Raw genomic sequence first — 25,040 nt, 5'->3', positions numbered from 1 at the left:
CTCATCCGCGCGTGAGTATTCGTCACGCAAGCGTGAGGACACGCGAGTGCGGGGACGCGAGGGCGAGGCCCTGGACTGCGGGCGAAGAGGCCCGCGCATCGCCGGCGATGCGTTACATGGAGGAGGTGACATGAAAGAGACCATCGCGGGCATCGCGATGCCGGACAGTGCGATGGCCCGCGGGGCGACCGAGCGGATCCGCGCGACACAGTCCGCGCTGATGTTCCATCACGCGCGGCGGGCGTTTCTGTTCGGCGCGTTGACCGGTTATCGCGAGCAACGGGTGTTCGACATGGAACTGCTGTACGTGGGTGCGATGTTCCATAACGTCGGCCTGAATGCCGCGCACCGGCATTCGCCATGCCGCTACGAGGTGGACAGCGCGAACGCGGCGCGCGAGTTCATGCGCGAGCACAACGCGGCGGCCAGTGCGATCGACGAAGTGTGGCTGGCCATTGCGTTGCATACGACGCCTGGCATTCCGGAGCATCTCGCGCCGCTCGCCGCCTTGCTGGCCGCGGGCGTGCAGATGGACGTGCGCGGTGCGCGCTACGACGAATTCGCGGCACAGGAGCGCGATGACATCGTCGCGGCCTGTCCGCGCGAAGCGGGCTTCAAGAAGCGGATTCTCGAAGAATACGCGCGGGGCATGGAGCTTCGTCCGCACACGACGTTCGGCACCGTGAATGCCGACGTGCTGGACCGGTGGGACCCGAACTACCGGCGTCTGAATTTTTGCGGGCTGGTGCTCGGTTCGGAATGGCCGAACTGAGCCCGGCCTCGATAGGAGATGGGCATGGGTTACCTCATTTCACTCGGCGTCGGCTTCGGCGTCGGCCTGCTTTATTGGCTGCTCAAGGTGCAGTCGCCGGCGCCGCCGCTGATCGCGCTTGCCGGCCTGCTCGGCATGGTGCTCGGCGAACACGCCATACCCGTCGTGAAGGCTCAGATCTTCACGCCGGGCGCGACGGTTCAGAGCGCGCCGCCTTCATCGGCTAGCAGCGCCAAGAAGCCGCTCGCGCCCGGCACGGCGAAAGAGGGCGGTTGATCGTAAGCGCGCCGCGGGCGTGCGCATTCGTGCACGCAGCGCGGCGATCAGATCATTCCTTCACTCCGTTGCACACGGATTTTTCAAAACTCATCAGGTCACGCATATGTTCGATTCGTTTCAGCGCCTTCGTTCCCGTGGTTCGCTGGCGGCCGTTTCCGCCGCGCTGCTGATCGGCCTTGCGCCGTTCACGTCCGCTTTCGCCGATGCCGGTCCGCCGGAAGTGCCGGGCGCAAAGGCCGCGCTCGCCGCACGTCACGCGGATGTGTCGGTCGGGCCGCAATATGACACGACGCATGTCTACGTGGCGTCGGCGGACCTCGACGCGTTCGTCAACAGCTTCATCGCGACCTTCGGCGGCAAGGCGTCGCCGCGCGCGGTGTTCACCGTGACGCCGACGCCGAGCCGAACCGCTTCGCAATACGTGCAGACGCCGGTCGGCATGCTGTCGGTGTTCGGCTTCGAAACGCCCGTGCCGTACCCGTTCGGCAATGAGCGCACCGGCTACCTCGTGACGAATCTCGGCGAGGCGGTGAAGGCCGCGCGCGCAGCAGGCGCCGACGTGCTCGTCGACAGCTTCGACGATCCTATCGGCAAGGACGCGATCATCCAGTGGCCCGGCGGCGTGACCATGCAGCTCTACTGGCACACCAAGGCGCCGAACTACGCGCCGCTGCAAAGCGTGCCCGACAACCGCGTATATGTGTCGCGCTACGAGGCCGACAATTTCGTGCGCCGCTGGCTGCACTTTTCGCACGGCAAGGTGCTGTCGGACAATGCGCATGCCGATGCCGGCGTGATCGGCCGGCCGGGTGAAACGATCCGCGAGATTCGCCTCACGTCGGGCTTCGGCCGCATGGTCGTGTTCGTGACCGACGGCAAGCTGCCGTTCCCGTTCGGCCGCGAAACCACCGGCTATGCCGTCGGCGACCTCGCACAAACGCTGCAGCGCGCGCAAGGCGCCGGCGCCAAGGTGCTGTATGCGCCGTATGCCACCGCCGCAGGCAAGACCGCCGTGCTCGAATTCCCGGGCGGATATATCGCCGAAGTGCACGATGGCCGGTAATTCGAAGACGAGTCGCGCGGCCGCTCAGCGGGCGAGCGCAACGTGGCGGCCCGCGCGGATGCGTCTTGGCATGCGTCTGAAGGTGAGTCTTGTGGCGAGCCTCGCGGCAGGCCTTACCGCGAGCCTTCCCGCCATGGCCGCCGACACCGCCCTCGGCAGCGCCGACGACACCGCGGCCGTCAGCGCGAGCGCCGCGAGCACGTCGTGCGCGCGTCCCACGGTGATGTTCAACCGCTGGCAGGAAAACTGGTCGGCGCTTGCGAATCCCTGCGTGCCGAAGCGGCCATTCGATTCGCTCAAGTACCTTCCGCTGTTCGGCAATCCCGACGCCTATGTGTCGCTCGGCGTGGTGCTGCGCGAGCGGCTCGAAACCAACGACGCGCCGCTCTTCGGTCTCGGCGCGCCGCACGACGACACCTACCTGCTGCAACGGCTCGAAGTGCACGCGGACGTGCGCCTCGGTCCGCACGTGCAGATCTTCACGCAAGTCGAGGATGCGCATCCGTACGGCAAGGACATGGTGTCGCCCGTCGACAGGAACCCGCTCGATTTGCGTCAGGCGTTCGTGGCCGTCGTCGAGCCGCTCGGGCCGGGCGTCGTCAAATTCCGGGTGGGACGTCAGGAGATGGCGTTCGACCTGCAGCGTTTCATTTCCGTGCGCGACGGCCCGAACGTGCGCCAGGCCTTCGACGCGCTGTGGGCCGACTACGAGACCGGTCCGTGGCGCTGGATCGCGTATGCGACGCAGCCGGTCCAGTACCGCTACAACAGCGATTTCGACGACGTATCGAACCGGCATCTCACGTTCAGCGGCGTGCGGGTCGAGCGCAAGGGCGTGGGTCCCGGCGACGTGTCCGCCTATTACTCGCGCTACAACCGCAGCAACGCGCGCTTTCTGGAAGCGGCCGGCGACGAGCATCGCGATGTGTTCGACGCGCGCTATGCGGGCACGCTCGGCCATGTGGATTGGGACGTCGAGGGCATGTATCAGTCGGGGCACGTGGGCACGAAGACGATCGGCGCATGGGCGGTCGGTTCGCTGGCGGGCTACACGTTCGCCTCCGCGCCATGGGCGCCGCGCGTCGGCATCCAGGTGGATGCGGCCTCGGGCGACAGCCATCCGGGCGACGGCCGCGTCGGCACGTTCAACCCGCTGTTTCCGAACGGCTACTACTTCGCGCTTGCCGGCTACACCGGCTACACGAACCTGATCCACGTGAAGCCCACGCTCGTCGTCAAGCCGACCAGCAAGCTCTCGCTGCTCGCGGGCGTCGGCCTGCAGTGGCGCGAGACCACCGCCGACGCGGTCTATCAGCAGGGCTCGGCGGTCGTGCCGGGCACGGCGGGACGCGGCGGACGCTGGACGGGTTTCTATACGCAACTGCGCGCCGACTGGGCCGTCACCGCGAATCTCGCGGCGGCGCTCGAGGCCGTGCATTTCCAGGTCGGACCGTCGCTGCGCGAGCTCGGCGCGCGCAATGCCGACTATGTGGGCGCCGAGCTCAAGTTCGGCTGGTAGCGGACAACAGCGGCCGGGCAAGCCGTCACGAACAGAAAGGTCAAGCTCATGAGCACTCCCGGTTTATCGCTCGACGCATCGCAGCCGTCCGAGCTCGAGTTTCCGTATTCGTCGCTCGAATACCGGCAGCATCAGATGTTTCCGCGTCTGTCGGCGGCGGAGATCCAGAGCGTGCGGCGCTTCGCGCGGCCGATGAACTTCCGCGCCGGCGACCTCATCTTCAAGACTGGCGAAGTCGCGCTCGGACTCTTCGTGCTGCTGCGTGGCCGCGTGCGGATCTTTTCGCGCGACAGCTTCGGCCGCTCGACACTCGTCACCGAACATGACGACGGCCACTTCATGGCGGAGATGGCGCAACTGTCCGGCAAGCCGGCGCTGATCGACGGCCTCGCACTGACCGACGTGGAGACGCTCGTGATCGAGCCGGAGCGTCTGCGCGCGCTGATTGTCGCCGACGCGCAGCTCGGCGAGCACATCATGCGCGCGCTGATCCTGCGGCGGCTCGGGCTGATCGAGCAGGGGCTCGGGCCGATCATCGTCGGCAATGGCGACGATGCGCGCCTCGTCGGCCTGCAAGGCTTTCTGCGCCGCAATGCCTATCCGGGGACCGTGGTCGACGCGCGCTCCGATCCGGAAGCCGTCGCGCTGCTCGGCGGCATGACCACCGGTCCCGGCGATTTTCCGCTGGTGTTCTGCCCCAACGGCCACGTGCTGCGCGCGCCGGACGAAGCGCAGCTTGCGTCGTGCCTCGGGCTCGTGCCGACGTTCGAGCAGTCGCATCGCTACGACGTCGCCATTGTCGGCGCGGGACCCGCGGGACTCGCGGCGTCGGTCTATGCGGCAACCGAGGGACTCTCGGTCGCGGTGTTTGACCAGCGCGCGCCGGGCGGCCAGGCGGGCGCGAGCTCGCGCATTGAAAACTATCTGGGCTTTCCCACCGGCATCTCGGGCCAGGCGCTCGCCGCGCGTGCCTTTCAGCAGGCGCTCAAGTTCGGCGCGCACCTCGCGATTCCCGGCAAGGTCACCGAGGTCAGCCGGCAAGACGGCATCTTCGTGCTCAAGCTCGTGGACGGCCAGCGCATTCAGGCGCGCACGGTTGTGGTCGCGAGCGGCGCCGCGTATCGCTCGCCGACGGTGCCGGGCTTCGATCGCTTCGAGGGACGCGGCATCTACTACTGGGCCTCGACGATCGAGGCGAAGCTCGTCAAGGGGCAGGACATCGTGCTGGTCGGCGGCGGCAATTCGGCCGGGCAGGCTGTCGTGTTTCTCGCGAACTTTGCGCGCAGCATCCGCATGCTGATTCGCGGCCGCGATCTCAATGCAAGCATGTCGAAGTACCTGATCGACCGGATCGGTTCGCTGCCCAACGTGTCGCTGTGCACGGGCTGCACGCTGAGCGCGCTCGAAGGCGACGAAGCCGGCCTCGCGCAGGTGCGCGTGCGCCATGAGGCGAGCGGCGAGGAGGAGGTCGTGGCCACGCGGCATCTGTTCCTCTTTATCGGCGCGGATCCGAAAACCGACTGGCTCTCGGCAAGCGGCGTCGAGCTCGACAATCGCGGCTTCGTGGTGACGGGCGCTGCGAGAAGCGAACCGGGCGGGGCCGCGGCCGGCGTGCGCTATCCGCTCGAGACGAGTGTGCCGGGCATGTTCGCCGTCGGCGATGTGCGCTCGGACTCGGCCAAACGCGTGGCCGCGGCGGTCGGCGACGGCGCGGCGGTCGTCGCGCAGATCCACGCGTATCTGAGCCAGACGGCGAAGGCCGCGGCCCACTCTTAAGCCTCACCCACGCCTCACCCACATACGAGGAAAATCGCGATGCACACCGAATTACCCGCCAAGCAATGCACGAATGCAGCCAGGCACGAAGCGGGCGTGCATCATGAAGAAGGCCTTGCGGCGCGCGACGAACACGCGGAGGCGCGCGCTCACGCACCCGTCTGGAATCACATGATCGAGCGGCTGCTTGCCGGCTATCGCGGCGAAGCCGAAGGCGCGGCGTATCTCGCGGTGCCGCTCACGCGCGAGGCGGCCAATGGGCCGTCGCGGCATCGGCAGGTCGAGGTGATCGAGCGTTTGTCGGAGACGTCGATTGCGGTGCTCTGGCAGGACGCCACGCTGTGCCGTTATGCGGATCAGGTGTGGATCAGTTGCCGCGCGCGATTAAAAGGGCGCTGCGCGCTGAGCGGCGCCACGATTCGCCGCAACGACCTGATCTACAAGCCGAGAGTGCGCAGCGCGGTGCCCGTCAATGCCGCCGCGATGATTCTTGCGTCGGTGGTCGACGTCCAGCATCCGCTGGTTTAATCCAAAAAATTTGAACGATAGGTTCAGTTTTTTCCGCGCATGCCTTTTTGCGCCTGGTCTAGACTTCGGGGACGCCTCGCCGGGCCGCGCCTGCCCGGCTGCATCGTCATTCCTCGTGTTCTGGATACCGCCTCATGATTCGCATCGGCCCGCTTCAGGTGGACCTGGTCGGTCGGGAACTGCTTCTCGACGGACAACCCGTGCGCATCGGCAGCCGCGCCTTCGACATGCTCGCCGTTCTGATCGCCGCGAAAGGCGAACTCGTTTCGAAGAACGACATGTTGAGGCAAGTGTGGCCCGACACCATCGTCGAAGAAAACAATCTGCAGGTGCACATGTCCGCTCTGCGCAAGGTGCTTGGCGAAAGCCGCGGACTCATCCAGACCGTCTCGGGCCGCGGCTACCGGCTCGTCGCGAGGCAGTCGCCGCTGCCGGCCGCGACGCGCGACGCGTCGAGCGCCGGATTGACCGAACCGCGCTCCGAGGCTCATGCAGGCCATGACGCGCACAGCACCGCAGCGCAGAGCCCGCACAATCTGCCCGCCAGTTTCTCGCCGCTGATCGGCCGCGACGGCGCGCTTCTCGATGTCGCGCGCTCGCTTGCCGCGGCGCGTCACGTCACGCTGCTCGGCGCAGGCGGCATCGGCAAGACGCGCCTCGCGGTGGAGGTCGCGCGCCGGCTCGTCGGCGACTATCCGGACGGTGTCTATCTGGTCCCGCTCGCGTCGACGTCGGATGCGAACAGCGTGCTCGCCATGTTGGCCGCGAGTGTCGGCGTGAGCAAGGCAAGCGGTCCGCTCACGCTCACACGCGTGAGCCGCGAGTGGGGCGAGCGGCGCGTGCTGTGCGTGCTCGACAATTGCGAGCACGTGCTCGCGCCGGCCGCCGAATTGGCCGAAGCGCTGCTGAATGCGGGCCCGGGCGTGCGCGTGCTGGCGACGAGCCGCGAGCCGCTGCGCGTCGCCGAAGAACATCTGTATTGGGTCGCCTCGCTCGACGTTCCCACACACGACGATCAAGGCGAGCATGTGCTCGGGTGCAGCGCCGTGCAGTTGTTCCTGTCGCGCGCCCGCGCAATGGACGCGCGTTTTTCGTCCGACGAGCGCAGCATCCATCTGACCGGCACGGTATGCCGCCGGCTCGACGGCATACCGCTCGCAATCGAACTCGCGGCCGCACGCGCGGCGATTCTCGGCATCGAAACACTCGCGGATCACCTGGACGACCGCTTCAGCATGCTGACGGGCGGCAACCGCACGGCGCTGCCGCGGCATCAGACCTTGAAGGCGACACTCGACTGGAGTCATGGTCTGCTCGACGACGCCGAGCGCGCGACGCTGCGCAGGCTCGGCATCTTCGTCAACAGCTTTTCAATGGAGGCGGCCATCGCCGTGGTCGCGGATCAGGGGTTGCAGGAAGCGGAGGTGATCGCGGCGCTGTCGGGGCTCGTCGAGAAGTCGCTCGTGGTGGCGCGTGCGGACCGCGGCAAGGCGAGCTATCGGCTCCTCGAAACCACGCGTGCGTACGCGCTGCAAAAGCTCGACGACAACGGCGAGCGGCGCATGGCCACGCTGAACCACGCGCGTTATTTCGCCGGCTTGCTGGAGCGGCAGATGTCGGCGCAAGCACGCGCCCCGGAGGGCGGCGCCGACGGCTGGCATGCGCGCATGCGCGCCTCGCTCGACGATTTGCGCGCGGCGCTCGGCTGGGCGCTTTCGTCAAAGGGCGACGACGCGCTCGCGGAAAAACTCGCGGTCAAGGTGGTCGCGCTGCTGTACGAGCTCTCGCTCGTCGACGAATGCTGCGCGTGGGCACGCCGCGCGCTCGACAGTGTCGCTCAGACCCACGGCGCGTCGGGCTCGGCCCGTCATCTGCGGGTGCGCATGCAACTGCTCGCGGCGCTCGGCGCGGCGCTCGTCTATGTGAACGGGCCGAACCGCGAAACGCTCGCGGTGTGGGCCGAGGTGCTGGCACTCGCCATCGCGCTCGCCGACCGGGCTTTCGAGGCGCGCGCGTTGTGGGGCATGTGGAATGCGAGCCAGTCGTCGGGCGCGGCGCGCAATGCCCTCGCGTTCGCCCATCGTTTCGCGTCGCTCGCCGCGCAAACCGGCGATATGAGCAATGGCATGCTCGCTTCGCGACTGCTCGGCATAGCCTGGCATTACGCCGGCAATCAGCAGCAGGCGCGCGCGTCGCTCGAACGCTTCCTGCTGCAAGCCGACACGCTGCAGCACGGTTTGCCGCTCGGCCAATCCATCGACCAGGGGCTGGTGGGCCGCGCGACGCTGGCGCGGCTCCTGTGGTTCCAGGGGGCGCGTGACGAGGCGCTCGATCTTGCAGAAGCCTGCGTGGCGAGCGCGGGTGCGCAGGACCAGGCGATCGTTACCTGCTACGTGCTCGTGGAAGCGGAGATTCCGCTCGCGTTGCTGTCGGGCAAACGCGAGCGCGCGGCGCGAGCCATTGCATTGCTGCGCGATGTGTCGGCGCGCACGGGCCTCGGCGTATCCCAGGCGTGCGCCCGCTGTTTCGACGCGTACCTGTGCTCGCTCGACGACGTGCGGTCCGAGCGTCTTCACGCCTTTCGCGCGGCACTGGACGAACTGGATGCGCTCGAATACGCCGCCCAGCGCGCGATGCTCGTCGCCCAGTACGCGCTTGCGTTGGGCCGCGCGGGACGACGCGACGAGGCCCTCGCCGCGGTGACGCGCGCGTTGGCGCAATGCGACGAAAGCGGCGACCATTGGTATGTGGTGGAACTGCGGCGCGTGCACGGCGAACTACTGCTGCTCGACGGTGCGTCAACGCCTGTTGACGGCGACGCCGCGGCGGACGCAGAAGCGTCTCTGAATGCAGCGATGGAGGAAGCGCTCGCGCAAGGCTGCGCCTCGCTGCAGTTGCGCGCGGCGACGAGTCTCGGCCGCCTGTGGTGTGCGCAAGGGCGCGCCGACGACGCCGTGCGCGTGATCGAGGCGGCCTGCGCAAGGCTGACCCAAGGGCTCGATCTCGACGATTTCCGCGCCGCGCGGCACATGCTCGAAGCCGCGAGGGCTTCCTCAGCAGCGGCCTCGCGCTGTGCGCGAGGTGAGGGCGCCGGCGGGGCGCCGCGCGTCGCAGGCGCGCGGCCGCCGGAACTCAGCGAAGGCCGCTAGCCCTACCTTCGCATGTCGCAGCGCAGATCGTAGCGTTTCTCCCACGATTCATGGCTTATCAAGAGCTATCTGAGATACATGAAAGAATATTTGGATACCACCTCTCCAGCTCGAAGACTTTCACAGCCACGCGCTGCTCCTTCGTGAGCTCTGGCGCAAGCATGACCGTTGGCCGTCGACCCGCGCCTCCGGTAGTCGTCCGTACCAACGTCGCTTTGATTTCAGCCAATCCCTCCAGCATGCAACGCGCCGAGGCGTCGGTGCCGAGCGCGATCCTGGCCAGGCTGACGAGCATCAACCCAAGGACGGTTGCAAAGGTGTGCAGGCGTAGCGAGCCGTCGGCCCACTGATGCGACGGCCCCCAGGGGACTACGCCGCCTTTCTTGGCTCTGCGGAACAGCTCCTCGACGTTCCACTGCCCTCGGAAGGCGTAGACGATCCGACCCGTGCTCCAGTCGTGCCGATCCGTGCACAAGACGCGCCGGCCGAGCCGGGTCTTTTCCAACTCGCGGCGCAATGAGGCATCCACGTGCCACTGCAGGGTCGGCGCCTTATCGCTTCCGGCGACGGTTGTCACCACGAAGCTCGACAGGTGCTCCCGGGCGATCGCCTTGCGGACCCGAAGCTCAAGTTGTGCAAGCGAGATGCGGCCCGCTTCTATCAGCCGCTCGAGCTTGCCCAGTTCCTCCTTCGCTTTGCGCAGGGCCACCGCAATGCCGCGCTTTTGCCCCTCCAGCAGCTCCTGGCTCTCAATCACGACGAGAGTCCGGTCCAGCGCTCCGACCGCGGTTCGCACGCGCGCCGCTCGGACGTCGCTGAGCTTGCCCGTCAGCGGCTTCATCGCACCGCGTTGCGCCGCCATTTGCAGCGCCTCTTGCGCAGCCCCGTGCCCGAGCGGTAATGAGATGAGGCTGTAGTAGCCCGCGCCGTCGAGATCCAGCTCCAGTTGTGGGCTCCAGAACCCACCATCTCGTACCAGCGTACGCTGCGCGGGTCGCTGCCGGCCCTCGCCGCTGTCCAGTGCCTCGTGCAGCTGCGCCAACCCGCCCAGGCACGCTCCCAGCACCGCTTGATCCGACCCATTGCCGCAATAGGTCCGATACAGCAGCGGCACGTGTCCCGTCTCGCTGACCAGAACACCGAGCCCGACCACGCGCAGGTCCTTCCTCTTGCTCTTTGCGTGTCCACGCTTGGCCAGCTCGCCCGGCGTTAGCGTGGCGATGTGCGTATCGAAGTTGGTCGTGTCGAACGCGAGCACGTCCGCCGACAGCTCGAACCGGGCTACTGCCGCCTTCGAGATCGCCACCTGGGCCTGCTCCAAGTCCAAATCAGTAACCTGCTGGGCAACGCGATGGAAGGCCTGGCCGGTAAACGTAGAGCCCGGCAAGCACGATACGCGCGGCAGGCTGGCATCAAGGAATTCCCCGAGGTCGCGCTTGGGTCCCGGCGCGCAAGCCCTCTGGATCGCCACGGCAACCGCCAGCTCGCCCACTGATGGGCCGCCCTTGGCGCCAAGCCCTCCGCACGCCCGATCAATGTGCGCGACCAAATCTAGTTGCTCAGCGACCCAGACCAACGCACCGACATCGCCGACCCCGCGCGTACCAATCGTCCGCGTAGCACGCAGATCCGCTACCGGTGGCGGCGCGACGGGCCCCAGCACCGCCTGGCGCGCGACAGAGCGACCTTTTTTCGCATCCCACACCGACTGAGCTGCGATACGGTAGCGATGGCCGTTGACCTCGCGCTCAAAAATGTGCATTGTTCTTTCATGTAGCAATTTTCAATTGGCCAAGAATACTGCAAAATCCATCATTCCAGCCGCTTTACGGCTTCGCGCACCTCAAAAAAACTTCAGGTTTGCGAAAGTAGGGCTAGCGCTATCGCGCCATGGCGGCTTGGCGGCTTGGCGGCTTGGCGCAGCATGAATCACACGCTGGTTTTTGACTGCAGCATCTGCTGTTGCACCACCTTGTCGATCAGGTCGGGCTGATCGAGCCGCTCGACCCACCAGCGCAACGCCTTGCCCGTTTCGTCGTCGCGCCACGCCAGATAGAAATGCGTGACCTCGCGCATGCCGAGCACTTCCTTCTGGACCAGCTCACCGTTTCTCAGTGCCCCGACGGCAAGGCATTCGGGGATCGTGCCCGCCGCGAGCCCGCGCAATTGCGCGGCGAGCTTGGCTTCGAGCGTGGGCACGGTCAGCACTTCCTGGTTGTCTGCGAGGGCAATCGTGCGCGGCGCGAGTTCGCGCGACGTATCGCCGATCGCCACCGCGCGATGGCGCGCGACCGCGTCGAGCGTCAACGGTCCGGGCAAGGCCGCGAGCGGATGATCCGGCGCGACCACGAACACGTGCCGCAGCGAGCCGATCGGCTTTGCGACGAGGTTCGGAATGGGCGGCGGGTCGCCCGCCGCGCCGACGATCAGGTCCGCGCGGCGCGTGAGCAGCGCGTCCCACGAACCGCCCAGCACTTCTTTCGACAGGTTGAGCCGCGTGTCGAGCTTGAGTTTGTAGAACTCGTCGACGTGATCCCACAGCAGTGCGAACGGAATGATCTCGTCGACGGCCACGTACAGGTCGGACTCCCAGCCCTGTTCGATGCGCTTTGCCTTGCATTCCAGGTCTTCGGCGGCAGCCAGCAGGCGGCGGCCCTCCTCGACGACCACGCGCCCCGCATGCGTAAGCGTCGCGCGGCGGCCGCTGCGGTCGAACAGCTTCACGCCGAGGTCGAGTTCGAGCTTCTGGACCAGATAAGTGAGCGACGACGGCACTTTGTGCAGCGTTTCTGCGGCGTTGGCAAACGTGCCGGTTCGATCGACGGCGTCGAGCACCTGCAGAACTTCAAACGAAAGATTCATGGCGAAGAATGGCGAAGGGCGAAATCCAATCGAGCCGGGCGGCTCGAGCGCTCAGCATACTGGATTTCGTGGCGTTCGCGACGGCTTGCGCGTCGCCTTCTTCGTCGCGCTTCGTGTGGTCGCCGATGTGCGTGTGCCTCGCGGCGCTACGCGATGCGATCGTCGCTCGATCGGGAAGCGTGCGGCGCTGCGCTCATATCCACGGCACGCCGCGCCGGCATGTTCGCGGGACGCTTTGCAAGCCGTTCGAATTCGGTCACGTCGTGGCTGCAGAACACGGTCACGGCGCGGCTCGTCAGCGCGAGTTCGCGCAGGCGGCGCTGATTCTCGAAGCGTGCCGTGCGATCCTTTTCGAGCATCCACTGATAAAAGCGCAACCCCGGCGTGCAATGCGGATTGGCGTGCATCTCGGCATGGTGGAAGTAGGCGTCGGCGGCGTTGAAGAGCCACTTGTCGCCCGTGGTCTGAACGGCGATGCCCGCATGACCGAAGGTGTGGCCGCGCAGCGGCACCATCAGCAGCTCGGACGGCAGTCCGTCGAATTGCTGCACCCGCGCAAAGCCGTTCCACGTTTCGCCGTCGCTCGCCTGATACACGCGCCAGTTCGCGGACGTCGGCCATTGTTGCGGACGGAAGCGCTGCCGGTCTATCCACGTTTTCTGCTCAAGCGCATAGTCGCGCTCGACGCGCAACAGGTGCACGGTGGCCTGAGGAAAGTCGTCGAGGCCGCCGGCGTGATCGAAGTCGAGGTGGCTCAACACGATATGTCTGACGTCACGCGGATCGAAACCGAGTCGCTCGAGCTGGCGGATCGCGGTCATTTCCTCGCGGAAATCCGGGCTGACGAGCCCGAGAAAGAAGCGGCTGATACGCGAGCGCGGATTGGCGACGTCGCGCAAACCGAAGCCGGTGTCGACCAGCACGAGGCCCGCTGCGGCTTCGATCAGCAGACAGTGACAGGTGAGGAGGCCGCGCTCGGCGAGCGAGCGGGTGCGTCTGTCCATCAGGCGGCCGCCCAGCGGGCAGGTCGAAATGCAGTTGAGGTGGTGCACGATCATCGCGTGTCGTCCGTAACGCAGGAGGCACGCCATGGCGCGCAAGCGCTATACCTGGGCGCGCCCGGCGGGATCGGCGTCGGGCGGCGCCGTGCGCGCGCGTGTTTTGTCGGCGAAGTAGCCGGCCGCCATCAAGCGGAATGCGGTGACGGCGGGATTGTCCTGATCGGCGCGCCACGCCATGCTCATTTCTGCGTGAAGCGTGTTGCCGGCAATCAGGCGGAATTCCACGTTGTCGTAATGAAACCGTTGCGCCGACGCCGGCAGGATAGCCAGCCCGAGTCCGGCGCGCACCAGCGACAGAATGGTGGGCGTCTGGTCGATGTATTGCGCGATGTTCAGATTCACGCCCTCGGCCGCGAGGATGCCCATGATGCGGTCATGAAAGTACTTGCCCTGCGCGGGCGAAGGCATGATGAACGGCTGCCCGTCGAGCTGCTTCAGTTCGACCTGTGCAAATGCACACAAAGCGTGGCGTGTCGGCAGCGCGACGATAAGCGGCTCTTCGTCCACGCGCACGAACTCCAGCTTTTGCCGCGACGGCAAGGGGCGCAGAAAGCCGAGGTCGATCGCGTTCGCGGCGAATGCTTCGATCTGCGCGGCGGAAACGAGCTCGAGCAGCACGACGTCGACCTCGGGCAGCGCGTCGGCGGCGGCCACCAGCAGTTCGGGAATCAGTTCGTAACCTGCAGCTCCGGTGAAGCCGAGTCGCACGCGCCCGGTCTTGCCCTTGCTCGCGCGCCGCACGGTGCTTTCGGCCTGTTCGGCGAGATTCAAAAGACGGCTGGCGTCGGCGAGAAACACGCGGCCTTCGGTAGTCAGCTTGACGGTGCGCCCAACGCGCTCGAAGAGCTTCACGCCGAGGTTGTCTTCGAGCAACTGGATCTGTCTGCTCAATGGCGGCTGCGTCATGTGCAGCAGCGCGGCCGCGCGTCTGAAGTTCAGTTCTGTCGCCGCGGCGACGAAGCAGCGCACTTGTCCGAGATCGAGCATGCTGGTATCGACATGGGTGGGGAGCGGACGGTCATTATAGGTGCGCACGTCCCGCCCCAACCGGCGGGCCCGCGAACATGCACGGGCCGCTGCCGCATCAGGTCGTGAGGCTGCCTTCGGGGCGCCGTCCCGCGAGTGCCTGCGCGAGGCTTGCCAGCACCATGTCGCCCATTGCCGTGCGCGATTCGACGGTGGCGCTCGCGCGATGCGCCTGCAGGACGACGCGGTCCATCTCGAAGAGCGCGGGCGGCACGTTCGGTTCGTCGACGAACACGTCGAGACCCGCGCCCGCGATCACGCCGCCTTTTAACGCCTGCACGAGGTCGCTTTCCACCACGAGCTTGCCCCGCGCCACGTTGATCAGATAGCCGTTCTTGCCGAGCGCGTCGAGCACGGCTGCATTGACGATGCCTTGCGCCTTGTCGGCCGCCGCGGCCAGCACGAGAAAATCGCAGCCGCGCGCGAGCGACAGCAGATCGGCAACGAACGGATGCGCGACATCGTCCATGCGGCGCAAGTCGGTATAGGTGATCGGGCAATCGAATGCGCTTGCACGCTGCGCGATCGCACGTCCGACTTTACCCATTCCGACAATGCCGACGCGCTTGCCGCTCAGGCGGCACGACAGCGGCAAGGCGCCCGGATGCGGATTCTTCAGCCAGTTCCCCGATTTGACGAACTGATTGCCGACACAGATTTCGCGGCATACCGCGAGCATCAGGCCGATGGCGAGATCGGCGACGTCTTCCGTCAGTGCACCGAAGGTAGCCGTGACCGGAATGCCGCGTGAACGCGCGAAGGCGAGGTCCACCGCGTCGGTACCCACGCCGTTGACCGCGATGACTTCCAATGCAGGCAAGCGTTGAATCAGGTCGTTAGAAATGCCTGTATGGCCGCCCGTGATCACGCCGCGGATGGACGCGCCGTGCTCGCGAATATAGGCATCCTTATCGCTTTGCTCGAAGAGCCGGTGCACGGTGTAGAGCGATGCGAGCTTGTCGTTGATGGCGGGAACCAGAATCGGGTTCAGCTGCAGAATGTTCGGCTTCAAAGCGGCGCTCCTTGTTGTAGTCGACGTATCCAGTCGCGATGTCGGCGGATGATCGGGCTTTTCATGCGCTGCGTCCAATCCCAAAACGCTATCAGTTGATCCACGGATCGAAGCGAACGGCGCCCCGGCAATGATTCAATTCAGGCATCAGGTAATAGCGATAAAAGATTGGACGGGGTAAGGCGTCGTCGCGAGAATCGACAGCATCGGAAGGAGCATTGCTTCACCGGCTTGCCCACATGGAAGCGCCCATAAATTTCAAATACATCGGAGACAGAGCGTGAAAACATGCGTGAAGTCAGGCGTCTGCAGCATGCTGCGGCATGACGCCTGCGGCAGCATCAGCTCGATTTGTCGTGCAGCCGCGCCCCGACGCAGTGTCGCGAGGGCCGCGCCATGAATAATGCCGAGAGTGTCGTCGCCACTGCCAAGGCCGGGCCGCTGGCGCAAAAGCGCACCGGCCACCGGTGGATCGTGATGGGCCTCATTTTCTGCATCTGGGCGATTGCCTGTGCGGATCGCGCCAATTTCGGCATCGCCCTGCCATACCTCAAGAAGGAATACGGCATCACCAACACGCAAGCCGGTCTGATCGTCAGTCTCTTTTCGTTTGCATACGGCTTCGTGCAGATCCCTGTCGGCCTGCTGTACAAGCGGCTCAGCGAGAAGACCACAGGCTTTCTGTTTTCGGTCTTCATGATTCTCACGTCGGTCTTTACGGGGCTGATGGGCACCACGTCGTCGGTATTTTTGCTGCAGGCGTACCGTGTCGGCCTGGGCCTGTCCGAAGGTCCGTTGGGAATCGGCTGCACGAACGTGATCAATCGCTGGTTCCCCGCCAAGGAAAAGGGCACGGCGACGGGGCTATGGATCGCCGCATCGAAGCTCGGTCCGCTCATCGTGCCGTCGGTGTGCATCGTGGTGATCCAGTTGTGGGGATGGCGCGAGATCTTCTACGTGTTCGCCGTGCCGGGCATTGTGCTCGCCGTTCTCTGGATGTTTCTCGTCACCAATTCGCCCGGTCAAAACCGCTTCTGCTCGGAAGCCGAGCAGCGCTATATCGCCGACGACACCCCGCGGCAAGGCCACGGGCAAGCGGCACCAGGCCGACCGCTCACGAGCGAAGTCGCGCGGATTCCGTATCTGGACGCCTTCAACCGGACGAAACGCGTGGCGCAGCTCGAGACGATTCGCGAGGTGTTCGGCTCATGGAATATTCTCGGCGTCGCCATCGGCTATGGCTGCATGATCGGCATCAGCAACATCTTCATGTCGTGGATGCCGACCTACCTCGTCACGGTGAAGGGTTTTGCGTCGGTAAAAATGGGCTTTCTCGCGTCCGCGCCGTTTATGGGCGCGGTGGCCGGCAACCTGCTCGGCGGCGTGATTTCCGACCGCCTGCTCGGCGGCCGCCGCAAGCCCATGATGATGCTCGGCGCGCTCGGCACCATGCTGACGATGCTGCTGTTGATCGATGCGCCGAACAGCGTCGCGTATCTGGGCGTCACGCTGATGTTCGCCGGCCTCATGCTCGGTATCGGCTTTGCCGGTTATTCCGCGTATCCGATGGGACTCGCGACCAAGTCCACGTATCCGACCGCGTTCGGCATCGTGAATTGCGTCGGGCAGATCGGCGGCGCCTGCGCACCGCTTGCGGTCGGCATTCTGCTCGACAGGTTCAGCTGGACGAGCGTGTTTCTCTACATGGTCGGGACCGCGTTTCTCTGCCTGGTGCTGCTCTTTAGCGTCGTCGAGCCGATTGCCGCGCGGCGCGGCGAGACGCCGGCGCGAACCGGAGGCAGCCAGTAGTCGCGTGGATGAGGCGTGCCGTTGCTACGCGCCATGCAGGGTGTTGGACCAGCTTGACAAGCGATGGGACGGCAGCCCGTGCATCTCGCTCAATCAAAATCGAACACGTCGAAAATCGAGCGCTTTTTCTTGTGGGTGCGATAGCCCGAACGATGCTCGTCATAACGGCGCTCGCCGTCGTAAAGGTGCTCGCGCTCGCGGCGGTCGTCGCGAACCGGGCGCGCGTGGGCGGGCGCGGCGGTCTGTGCGGCATCCTGCGCGATCAGCTTGTCGAGTTCCCCGCGATCGAGCCACACGCCGCGGCACTCGGGACAGTAGTCGATTTCGATCGAGCGGCGCTCGGTCATCAGCAGGTCAGGTGTTGTGCAAACAGGGCATTTCATAGTGTTGCTCCTCGACAGGATGAGTAGAAGAACATCGGGGGGCGCGTGGCTCGCGGGTGCTTGTCACACAGCCGTTACTGGCCCATGCCGCCCGCGCCGGCCGCGCGTCGGGACCTGGCGCGCCGCACCAGCATGTTCACCGCCTCGACGAATGCGGAGAACGCCATCGCCACGTAGATGTACGCTTTCGGCACGTGCGTACCAAAGCCTTCCGCAATCAGCGTCATGCCGATCACGAGCAGGAAGCTCAACGCAAGCGTCACGATGGTCGGATTGCGTTCGATGAACTGCGACAGCGGACGCGCGGCAAACAGCATCGCGAGGACAGCACAGATCACCGCGACGAACATGATCGGCATGTGGTCGGTCATGCCGACCGCGGTGATGATGCTGTCGACCGAGAACACGATATCGAGCAGCAGGATCTGGCCGATTGCGCCCGCGACGGTCAACTGCACGGTGCCGCCCGCGCTCCTGCTTTCATCCTCCGCGGGGGCGTGCGTGACGTGATGGTGCATTTCGCGCGTCGCCTTCCAGACGAGGAAAAAACCACCGCCGAGCAGAATGAGGTCGCGCCACGAGAACGCGTGGCCGAACAGCGCAATGGCGGGCGCGGTCAACTGCGCGATCCACGCGACCGTGCCGAGCAGGCCGAGCCGCAGCACCAGCGCGAGCATGATGCCAAGACGCTGCGTGCGGGCGCGCTGCGCCTCGGGCAGCTTGTTGCTCAGGATCGAAATGAAGATCAGGTTGTCGATGCCGAGCACGACTTCCATCACGACGAGCGTGAGGAGCGCTACCCACGCAGCGGGGTCGGCAACGAGGGCGAGCAGAGTGTCCATGAGTCGGTGAGCGAACGGATGAGTTAATGATCGGATAGCGCCTATGATCGCCGCCCGCACGACTCGGATAAACCAGTGTTAAGCTGACGAATAGATCGGTTTTTTCGAAGTTCACGTCCGTCGGCACCATCATGCTCAACTACCGTCACTTGTACTATTTCTGGATCGTCGTGAAGGAGGGCGGCTTTGCGCGCGCGGCCGAGCGGCTCGATATGGCGGTGCAGACCATCAGCGCGCAGGTGCGCGAGCTCGAAAAATCCCTTGGGCGACAGTTGCTGAAACCGGCCGGCCGCGGCGTCACCATGACCGAAGCCGGCGAGACGGCGTTCAGCCGCGCGGAGCAGATTTTCCAGCTCGGCGAGGCGCTGCTCGACGACATGCATGAGGCGGGCGGCGAGGGTGTCGCGCGGCTTGCAGTCGGCCTCTCGGACGGTATTTCCAAGCTCGCGGCTCATGCGCTTCTTGCGCCGGTGCTCGGCACGCCTTCGCTCAGACTGCTCTGTCACGAGGGCGAGCCTGCCGAGCTGTTGTCCGAACTCGCGCTGCACCGGCTCGATCTGGTGCTCGCCTGTCAGCCGGCGCCGCACAACTCCGATTTGCGTGTGTTGAGTCAGCGGCTCGTGGGCTCGCCGGTCGATTGGTACGGGCCGGCCGAGATCGTGCGCAAATCCGCGCGAGCGGGCTTTCCGCAGTGCCTCGCCGAGCTGCCGGTGCTGCTGCCCACGCGCCATGCCGCATTGCGCGCGCGGCTCGACCGCTGGTTCGATTCGCAAGGCATCCGGCCGCGCGTGGTGGGCGAATTCGAGGACAGTGCGCTGATGGCGGTCTTTGCCGCGCGCGGTCTCGGCGTGTTTCCGCTCGCGGAACTGGGCGCCGACGATCTGTCGCTGCTACGCGGCTTGCGCCGGCTCGGCCGCGCGGAAGGCGTGATCGAAGAGATTCACGCGATCCGCTCCCGCCGTGGCCAGCATCACGGGCTGGCTTCCGAGGTCGTGGACGCCGCGCGCGTGTAACCGCGAAACGCAGGCGACGGAACGCCGCGCCGGCTTGCGGCGGGTTTCAACTGGTGGCCCCATGCGTCGAACACCGCGGCGAGCAGGGCAATTTCACCGTCCGCGAGATAGTCGTCGGCCACCGTGACTGCAACGCATAAACGAATGACCTTGCGGCGCAGCGCGGGATCGTCGATTTCGTCGATCAATATGGCCAGCAGCGCGGCGTCGAGGCGCCCCATGGGAGGCGCGGACGACAGCTGCGCAATCGAGCGGTCCTCACAGAGCGCCTGTAGAATCTGCGCAAATTGCGCCGGCGCAAGGCCGAGCTCGCCGGCTATGTTCAGCTTGTCGAGAGCGCGCTCCTCGGAGCTGCAGACGTGGCCGTCTGACGTGAGCGCAAGCGCGACGATTCGTGCGGCTGCTTCTTTACTGTTTCGCGGATAGGTGCGCATGATCGGTCCTTTCGCGGACGATGTCCGTATTGAAGATGAGCCCAGTCTCCGGCAATGTTCGTGTCGAATAAATCTGCTAATCACGAAGTGAAGGTTCGGTAAATACGAAGACTCGTTGAGCACCGGCTTGCGGCGCCGCTTTCTTTGCGGAGCCGGCATACGCGGGGTTATCACGCAAACCCGCACGACAGCCCGCACGCAAGCCCGCACGAGAACCCGCCACGCGCACGCCGATCCGAGCGTAAAGCTTATGACACGCCGAGTTGTCGCGCTGTCGCATCGATGGCGCTTTTTGCCTTCGCGACGATCTCGTCGATTTCCTCCCGGCTGATGACGAGCGGCGGCGACAGCAGCATGCGGTCCCCGCTTGCGCGCATGATCAGGTTGCCGTTGAAGCAGAAGTCGCGGCAGAGCGTGCCGACATCGCCGCCGTTTGCAAAGCGTCTACGCGATGACGGCTCTTCTGCCAGTTGCACGCCGGCCACGAGCCCAGCGCCCGCAATCTCGCCGACAATCGGATGGTTCGCCAGGGTGTCGCGCAGCTTTTTCTGGAAGTATGGCCCCGTGTCCGTTTTGACGCGCTCGACGATCTTCTCGTCGCGCAGCAGCCTGAGGTTTGCCACGGCCACGGCGGCCGCGACCGGATGCCCGGAGTAGGTGAGGCCGTGATTGAACTCGCCGTTCTCGATAATGGCGGTCGCAACGCGATCGTGCAGGCCGACGGCGCCCATCGGCACGTAGCCGCTTGTGAGCCCCTTGGCAAGCGTGATGAGATCCGGCTCGAAGCCAAAATGCTGATGCGCGAACCATTCTCCCGTGCGGCCAAATCCGCCGATGACTTCGTCTGCGACCAGCAGCACGTCGTATTGACGGCAGATGCGCTGAATTTCCGGCCAGTAGGACGAGCCAGGAAAGATCACGCCGCCCGCGCCCTGGAACGGCTCGCCAATGAACGCGGCCACGTTATCAGCGCCAATTTCGAGGATCTTTGCCTCCAGTTGCTGGGCGCGGGCCAGAGCGAATTCTTCCTGTGTCTGGCCGCTTCCGGCCTCGCCGAAGAAATACGGCTGGTCGATGTGCACGATGTTTTCGACTTTCGACGGCATCTGCTCATGCATATAGCCCATGCCGCCGAGCGTGCCGCCTGCAATCGTCGAACCGTGATAGCCGTTTCTGCGCGAAATCACGACCTTTTTGGCAGGCTTGCGCTGCGTGGCCCAGTATTGATGAACGATGCGCAGCACGGTGTCGTTGCCCTCCGAGCCGCTATTGCAGTAGAAAAAGTGATTGAACGGCTGCGGCGCGAGCTCGGCGAGCAGCGCGGACAATTCGATGACGGGCGGGTGCGTCGTCTTGAAGAACGTGTTGTAGTAGGGCAATTCCAGCATTTGCCGATACGCTGCATCGGCGAGTTCCTTGCGCCCATAGCCGACGTTCACACACCATAGCCCGGCCATGCCGTCGATAATCTTGTTGCCCTCGGAATCCCACAAGTACACGCCGTGCGCTTTCACGATCACGCGGCTGCCGTTGCGATTGAGCGCGCCCATATCCGAAAACGGATGAATGTGATGCGCGGCGTCGAGCGCGCGAAGTTCCGCGGTGCTGCGTTGCGTTTCGGCGCGCCGGTTCGCGGCGGACGGCGCCGCTTGCACGTAGGCGATCTCTTCTGTTCTGTAACTCATACAGTCTCCTGGTATTTTCTCTTTGCATTAGACGTGCAGCAGCAAATGCCGGCGTTCCCACGAGCTGATCACGCGGAAAAACGCTTCGTATTCGGTCTCCTTCAGCGCGAGGTACGCCTTCACGAATTTCTCGCCGAGTACTTCGGCAATGGGCTCGCACGCGCTCATCAAGGTTAGTCCGTCTTCGAGATTGCGCGGCAGTTGATACGGCAACTCGTACCCATCGCTCAGCAGCGGCTCGGTGGCGTCGAGCCTTTGTGTGATGCCGAGATAACCCGCCGCGAGCGTCGCCGCAATCGCGAGGTACGGGTTGCAATCCACGCCCGGAATGCGGTTTTCTATGCGGCGCGCCGCGGGCCCCGAATGCGGAATGCGAAAGCCGACCGTGCGGTTGTCATAGCCCCAGGCCACGTTGATCGGCGCGGCCATGAAGCGCGACAGCCGCCGGTAGGAGTTGATATACGGCGCGAAAATAGGCATTAACGCGGGCGTGTATTTCTGCAAGCCGGCGATATAGCTCGTGAATAGCGAGGTCGGTTTGCCGTCCGCGGCGGTGAAAAGATTGCGGCCGGTCTCTTCGTCCACGAGGCTCTGGTGCATATGCATGGCCGATCCCGGCTCGCCTTCCATCGGCTTGGCCATGAAGGTCGCGTACATCTTGTGACGCAGCGCGGCTTCACGCACCGTGCGCTTGAAGAGGAACACGCTGTCCGCGAGTTTCAGCGGATCGCCGTGCATGAAGTTGATCTCCATCTGCGCGGCGCCCACTTCGTGAATCAGCGTATCCACTTCGAGTTCCTGCACCTCGCAGTACTCGTAGATATCTTCGAAGAGCGGATCGAATTCGTTCACGGCTTCTATCGAATACGACTGGCGCCCGGTCTCCGGACGCCCCGTGCGGCCGATCGGCGGTTGCAAGGGCAGGTCAGGGTCCTTGTTCATATCCACCAGATAAAACTCGAGCTCGGGCGCGATGACGGGCTTCCAGCCCTTCGCGCGATACAGCTCCAGTACGCGGCGCAGCACACGGCGTGGCGAGATCGCGACGGGCGTGCCGTCGAAGTGCACGCAATCGTGAATCACCTGGGCGGTCGGATCGACAGCCCAAGGGATCATGCGGATCGTCGTGGCGTCGGGAACGCACACCATGTCCGGATCCGTGACGCCGGTCAGCGTGCCGTCGTCCGGATAGTCGCCGGTGACCGTCTGAATCATGACCGCCTGCGGCAGGCGCATCGATTCGCCGGACTCGAACTTGCTGCGCGGGATGATCTTGCCGCGTGCGATGCCGGCCATGTCCGGAATGATCGCTTCGATCTCGGTGACGTGGTTCTTCTTTAGAAAATCGTCGATGTCATGCATGATGGTTCTCTCTGTTCTGTTGGGCCGCAGTTAGTTATGCGTAACAGCCGGTGCCGCGCGACCGTCGTCTCTTGCGCGCATCCGATCGCGGCAGGCGTCGCCAAATGCACGAAAAATTGCAGCGCAGAGCGCGTCGTCCGCATGCTTCCACTCGGGATGCCACTGCACGCCCAGCGCAAAAGCGCGCGCATGTGTCACGCTGACCGCTTCGATGAGCCCGTCGGGCGCCGTGGCTTCGATCGTGAGGCCCGTGCCCAATCGCCCAATGCCCTGGCCGTGCAATGAATTCACGCGCGCTTCCTGTGCGCCGTGTGCAAGACGTTGCAATAGACCGCCCCGTGCGAGCGAGACCGAATGAGAGGGCGCGTATTGCACGTCGAGGCTGTCGTGCCTGTTCTCGCGATGGTCGTTGAGACCCGGCGTCGTGTGAACGCTCTGATGCAACGTTCCGCCGAACACCACATTCATTTCCTGGAACCCTCGGCATATGGCGAGCACGGGCACGCCGGCTGCGATTGCGGCGCGAAGCAGGGGCAGCGTGGTCGCGTCGCGGGCCGCGTCGTGCAGCGTGCCGGGCGCGGCGGGCTCGCCGCCGTAGCGGCGCGGCTCGACATTGGAATAGCTGCCGGTAAAGAGCAGGCCGTCGACCGCGGCCAGCACGTCTTGCGTGGATTGACGCTCGCCGAGTGCGGGCAGCAGCATGGCCAGCGCGTTTGAGCCGTCCACGATGGCCGTGATGTATTTCTCGCCGGCTAGGTGCGACGGGTGGCTGCCTATCGTCGTTCTGTCGGCACTAATGCCGATTAGCGGTTTATTTCGCATAACGAATAGATGTGTTTGTAGAGCCGCGAATGCGGCACGGAGTGCTTCGAAATACGCTGCGGTACCAGGTCGCGGCCGGATGCGCCGTGTCAGGTCACCGGAGCAGGGCGGGCGGTCGCCGTCAACGGAACGCGCCGCGCGTAATGAACTGATGCACCGTTCGATGCCGCCCGTCGCGGGGCGCGGCAAGGCGCACGCGAGCCGGACAGAGCGACGTCAAATAACGCTGCGCGTGCGCGAACGCGCGCGTGGCACAGACGCGTTCAGCCAGACGGACGGATCGAAGGGCAAACAGGAGGGAGGCGCTAGGGCAACAGCGAAGCGACCTCGTCTGTGCGCACGGCGATGAACGCGCGCGCGGAGACGGAGTTGTGACGTCGAACGGAACGACGCGAAAGAATTGTGAAGACGGACAGGAAGCGGCGGAACGCAAGGCTGCCGCTGCTGCCGTTGGCAATGGCGCCGTCAGCGCGAGGACAGCTCGCCTGACTGCGGTTCCATCTCACCAAAGGGCCACGGACTCTCACGATGACACTCGACTAGCGACGTTGAACAGGTTGAACGTGCTGCTGAGAAATAGCACGCCTGGCTGATCGGTTTATCCGTTGCAAAGCGGATTTGCTGCTTCGCAAGATACGACAATGTGTTTTGCGAAGCGGGGCTTACGATCGCCTGTTAACCAGCATATACGAGCCAGCCATGCCGTCAATTGGTTTTGTCGCGGGAGACGGGTTCGCGCTGGCCCAAAGGATGTTTTTATGTGCCGCGCGGGGGCTCGATATTGAGTTCGGAATGTCGTAAAGCGTGAGCAGGGTTCACGACGTTACAGGGGAAGATTGCAGCACGACGCGTGGCTCGCGTCGTTGAGCCGCAGCATAAAAAGCGCGTGTTTCTTGCCCAGGTGGCGTCGACTGGCGCTTGTCGCGGCCGCGGTCCGTGCCGGAAAGCTGCTAGCGCAGCACGCTGACCGTCGCGTCACGTGTGCCTACCCGGAAGATGTTGCCTTCCGGCGTGATGATGCGCGGCAGCTCGGCGGGTCGAGGATCCGCGTGCTTCTTCGAATTGTCTGCCCGGACCCGGCTGTGCGCAGAAGGATTGGCGAGAGGGTCAGCCACACGGTGCGGCGTCAATGCAGTCGAGTGACGCGACGGGTGCCCCGTTCTGCAGTTGCTTTTCCTGCAGGATGGTTGGGTGAGTGGCTGCGTGAGTGGCTGCGTGAGTGGCTGCGTGAGCGACTGCCTGAGTGGCTGCCCGATACGCGCCTCCGGCGGATTCCAGATTTCGACATAGCGTTCGCCTGCCGATACTGTCGACGCAACCATCAGCAGCACTGCACCCGCGCCTACCAATCGAAACATGTTGCTTTCCCTCCAGTCGCCGGTTTTCCCACGCAAGGGAGCCTCTCGTCGTGCCGATGCGCGGCTCATCGCAGCCTGGGCTGCCGTCGCAATCGTGCCGGTCGCGTACTTGCGTTATCAACCGGCCAGCCGTTGGTGTGACGAGGCGTGAATCCGCGTGCACTACTGTACATCCATAAGGGCTATCCATTTAGCTCCACAATTTCACATTATGGTGAAGCTTTGACCTTTGGCGGACGTTGCGCGATCTGGCGATACGTGACGGGTTCGGCCACTACGGCCTGC

Annotated in this window: 21 protein-coding genes; 9 read left to right on the top strand and 12 right to left on the bottom strand. The window is 64.8% G+C overall.

Features of this window, described 5'->3' with window-relative positions:
• Positions 1 to 130 precede the first annotated feature (130 nt).
• From HV711_RS23795 to HV711_RS23765, 7 genes are all read left to right on the top strand, one after another.
• Entirely contained in the window at positions 131 to 772 is a 642-nt protein-coding gene (locus tag HV711_RS23795; RefSeq protein WP_013588259.1) for an HD domain-containing protein, read from the top strand.
• Between the two features lie 24 nt (positions 773 to 796).
• Positions 797 to 1,048, top strand: a complete 252-nt coding sequence (locus HV711_RS23790; RefSeq protein ID WP_035481893.1) for a DUF1427 family protein — start codon at positions 797 to 799, stop codon at positions 1,046 to 1,048.
• Positions 1,049 to 1,154: 106 nt separating this feature from the next.
• A complete protein-coding gene (locus HV711_RS23785; RefSeq protein WP_035481891.1) occupies positions 1,155 to 2,114 on the top strand; it encodes a hypothetical protein in 960 nt (319 codons plus the stop codon).
• Positions 2,104 to 3,633 carry an alginate export family protein gene (locus tag HV711_RS23780; protein WP_035481889.1) on the top strand — a complete coding sequence of 510 codons (1,530 nt, stop codon included), beginning with the start codon at positions 2,104 to 2,106 and terminating at the stop codon, positions 3,631 to 3,633. Before HV711_RS23785 ends, HV711_RS23780 begins: the two co-directional genes overlap by 11 nt.
• Positions 3,634 to 3,681: 48 nt before the next feature.
• Positions 3,682 to 5,409: an FAD-dependent oxidoreductase gene (locus HV711_RS23775; RefSeq protein ID WP_035481887.1), complete on the top strand. Its 1,728-nt coding sequence runs from the start codon at positions 3,682 to 3,684 to the stop codon at positions 5,407 to 5,409.
• 39 nt (positions 5,410 to 5,448) lie between these two features.
• A complete protein-coding gene (locus HV711_RS23770) occupies positions 5,449 to 5,937 on the top strand; it encodes a DUF3331 domain-containing protein (RefSeq protein WP_035481885.1) in 489 nt (162 codons plus the stop codon).
• Positions 5,938 to 6,071: 134 nt separating this feature from the next.
• The gene (locus HV711_RS23765) at positions 6,072 to 9,086 is read left to right on the top strand and encodes an ATP-binding protein (protein ID WP_035481884.1); all 3,015 of its coding nucleotides are present in this window, start codon (positions 6,072 to 6,074) and stop codon (positions 9,084 to 9,086) included.
• A gap of 58 nt (positions 9,087 to 9,144) precedes the next feature.
• On the opposite strand, the gene HV711_RS23760 is transcribed toward HV711_RS23765, so the two are convergent.
• From HV711_RS23760 to HV711_RS23740, 5 genes are all read right to left on the bottom strand, one after another.
• Positions 9,145 to 10,848: an IS1634 family transposase gene (locus tag HV711_RS23760; protein ID WP_175145267.1), complete on the bottom strand. Its 1,704-nt coding sequence runs from the start codon at positions 10,846 to 10,848 to the stop codon at positions 9,145 to 9,147.
• Positions 10,849 to 11,015: 167 nt separating this feature from the next.
• Positions 11,016 to 11,948 (bottom strand): LysR family transcriptional regulator, encoded by a 933-nt coding sequence (locus HV711_RS23755; RefSeq protein WP_013588266.1) that lies wholly within the window; start codon positions 11,946 to 11,948, stop codon positions 11,016 to 11,018.
• A 146-nt stretch (positions 11,949 to 12,094) separates the two neighbouring features.
• Positions 12,095 to 13,006: an MBL fold metallo-hydrolase gene (locus tag HV711_RS23750; RefSeq protein WP_035484144.1), complete on the bottom strand. Its 912-nt coding sequence runs from the start codon at positions 13,004 to 13,006 to the stop codon at positions 12,095 to 12,097.
• Between the two features lie 45 nt (positions 13,007 to 13,051).
• Entirely contained in the window at positions 13,052 to 13,996 is a 945-nt protein-coding gene (locus HV711_RS23745) for a LysR family transcriptional regulator (RefSeq protein WP_028363108.1), read from the bottom strand.
• Between the two features lie 97 nt (positions 13,997 to 14,093).
• The gene (locus tag HV711_RS23740; protein ID WP_035484142.1) at positions 14,094 to 15,047 is read right to left on the bottom strand and encodes a 2-hydroxyacid dehydrogenase; all 954 of its coding nucleotides are present in this window, start codon (positions 15,045 to 15,047) and stop codon (positions 14,094 to 14,096) included.
• 396 nt (positions 15,048 to 15,443) lie between these two features.
• Between HV711_RS23740 and HV711_RS23735 the strand changes: the two genes are divergently transcribed.
• Positions 15,444 to 16,856 carry an MFS transporter gene (locus HV711_RS23735; protein ID WP_028363110.1) on the top strand — a complete coding sequence of 471 codons (1,413 nt, stop codon included), beginning with the start codon at positions 15,444 to 15,446 and terminating at the stop codon, positions 16,854 to 16,856.
• A gap of 89 nt (positions 16,857 to 16,945) precedes the next feature.
• On the opposite strand, the gene HV711_RS23730 is transcribed toward HV711_RS23735, so the two are convergent.
• Positions 16,946 to 17,239, bottom strand: a complete 294-nt coding sequence (locus tag HV711_RS23730) for a TFIIB-type zinc ribbon-containing protein (RefSeq protein ID WP_035484141.1) — start codon at positions 17,237 to 17,239, stop codon at positions 16,946 to 16,948.
• 74 nt (positions 17,240 to 17,313) lie between these two features.
• Positions 17,314 to 18,081, bottom strand: a complete 768-nt coding sequence (locus HV711_RS23725) for a TerC family protein (RefSeq protein WP_028363111.1) — start codon at positions 18,079 to 18,081, stop codon at positions 17,314 to 17,316.
• A gap of 131 nt (positions 18,082 to 18,212) precedes the next feature.
• Between HV711_RS23725 and HV711_RS23720 the strand changes: the two genes are divergently transcribed.
• Positions 18,213 to 19,094, top strand: a complete 882-nt coding sequence (locus HV711_RS23720; protein ID WP_013588273.1) for a LysR family transcriptional regulator — start codon at positions 18,213 to 18,215, stop codon at positions 19,092 to 19,094.
• On the opposite strand, the gene HV711_RS23715 is transcribed toward HV711_RS23720, so the two are convergent.
• From HV711_RS23715 to HV711_RS23695, 5 genes are all read right to left on the bottom strand, one after another.
• Positions 19,052 to 19,528, bottom strand: a complete 477-nt coding sequence (locus tag HV711_RS23715; RefSeq protein ID WP_035484139.1) for a tellurite resistance TerB family protein — start codon at positions 19,526 to 19,528, stop codon at positions 19,052 to 19,054. The genes HV711_RS23720 and HV711_RS23715 overlap by 43 nt on opposite strands.
• A gap of 248 nt (positions 19,529 to 19,776) precedes the next feature.
• Positions 19,777 to 21,213 carry an aspartate aminotransferase family protein gene (locus HV711_RS23710; protein WP_035484137.1) on the bottom strand — a complete coding sequence of 479 codons (1,437 nt, stop codon included), beginning with the start codon at positions 21,211 to 21,213 and terminating at the stop codon, positions 19,777 to 19,779.
• Positions 21,214 to 21,240: 27 nt separating this feature from the next.
• Complete coding sequence (locus HV711_RS23705) at positions 21,241 to 22,575, bottom strand: glutamine synthetase family protein (protein WP_013588276.1); 1,335 nt, start codon at positions 22,573 to 22,575, stop codon at positions 21,241 to 21,243.
• Positions 22,576 to 22,605: 30 nt separating this feature from the next.
• A complete protein-coding gene (locus tag HV711_RS23700) occupies positions 22,606 to 23,397 on the bottom strand; it encodes a gamma-glutamyl-gamma-aminobutyrate hydrolase family protein (RefSeq protein ID WP_035484135.1) in 792 nt (263 codons plus the stop codon).
• A gap of 950 nt (positions 23,398 to 24,347) precedes the next feature.
• On the bottom strand, positions 24,348 to 24,755 hold the full coding sequence (locus HV711_RS23695; protein ID WP_035484134.1) for a hypothetical protein: 408 nt from the start codon (positions 24,753 to 24,755) through the stop codon (positions 24,348 to 24,350).
• Positions 24,756 to 25,040: the final 285 nt, after the last annotated feature.

The sequence above is a fragment of the Paraburkholderia phenoliruptrix genome (assembly GCF_902859825.1).
Taxonomy (GTDB): domain Bacteria; phylum Pseudomonadota; class Gammaproteobacteria; order Burkholderiales; family Burkholderiaceae; genus Paraburkholderia; species Paraburkholderia phenoliruptrix.
This window is presented reverse-complemented; position numbering and strand designations above follow the sequence as displayed.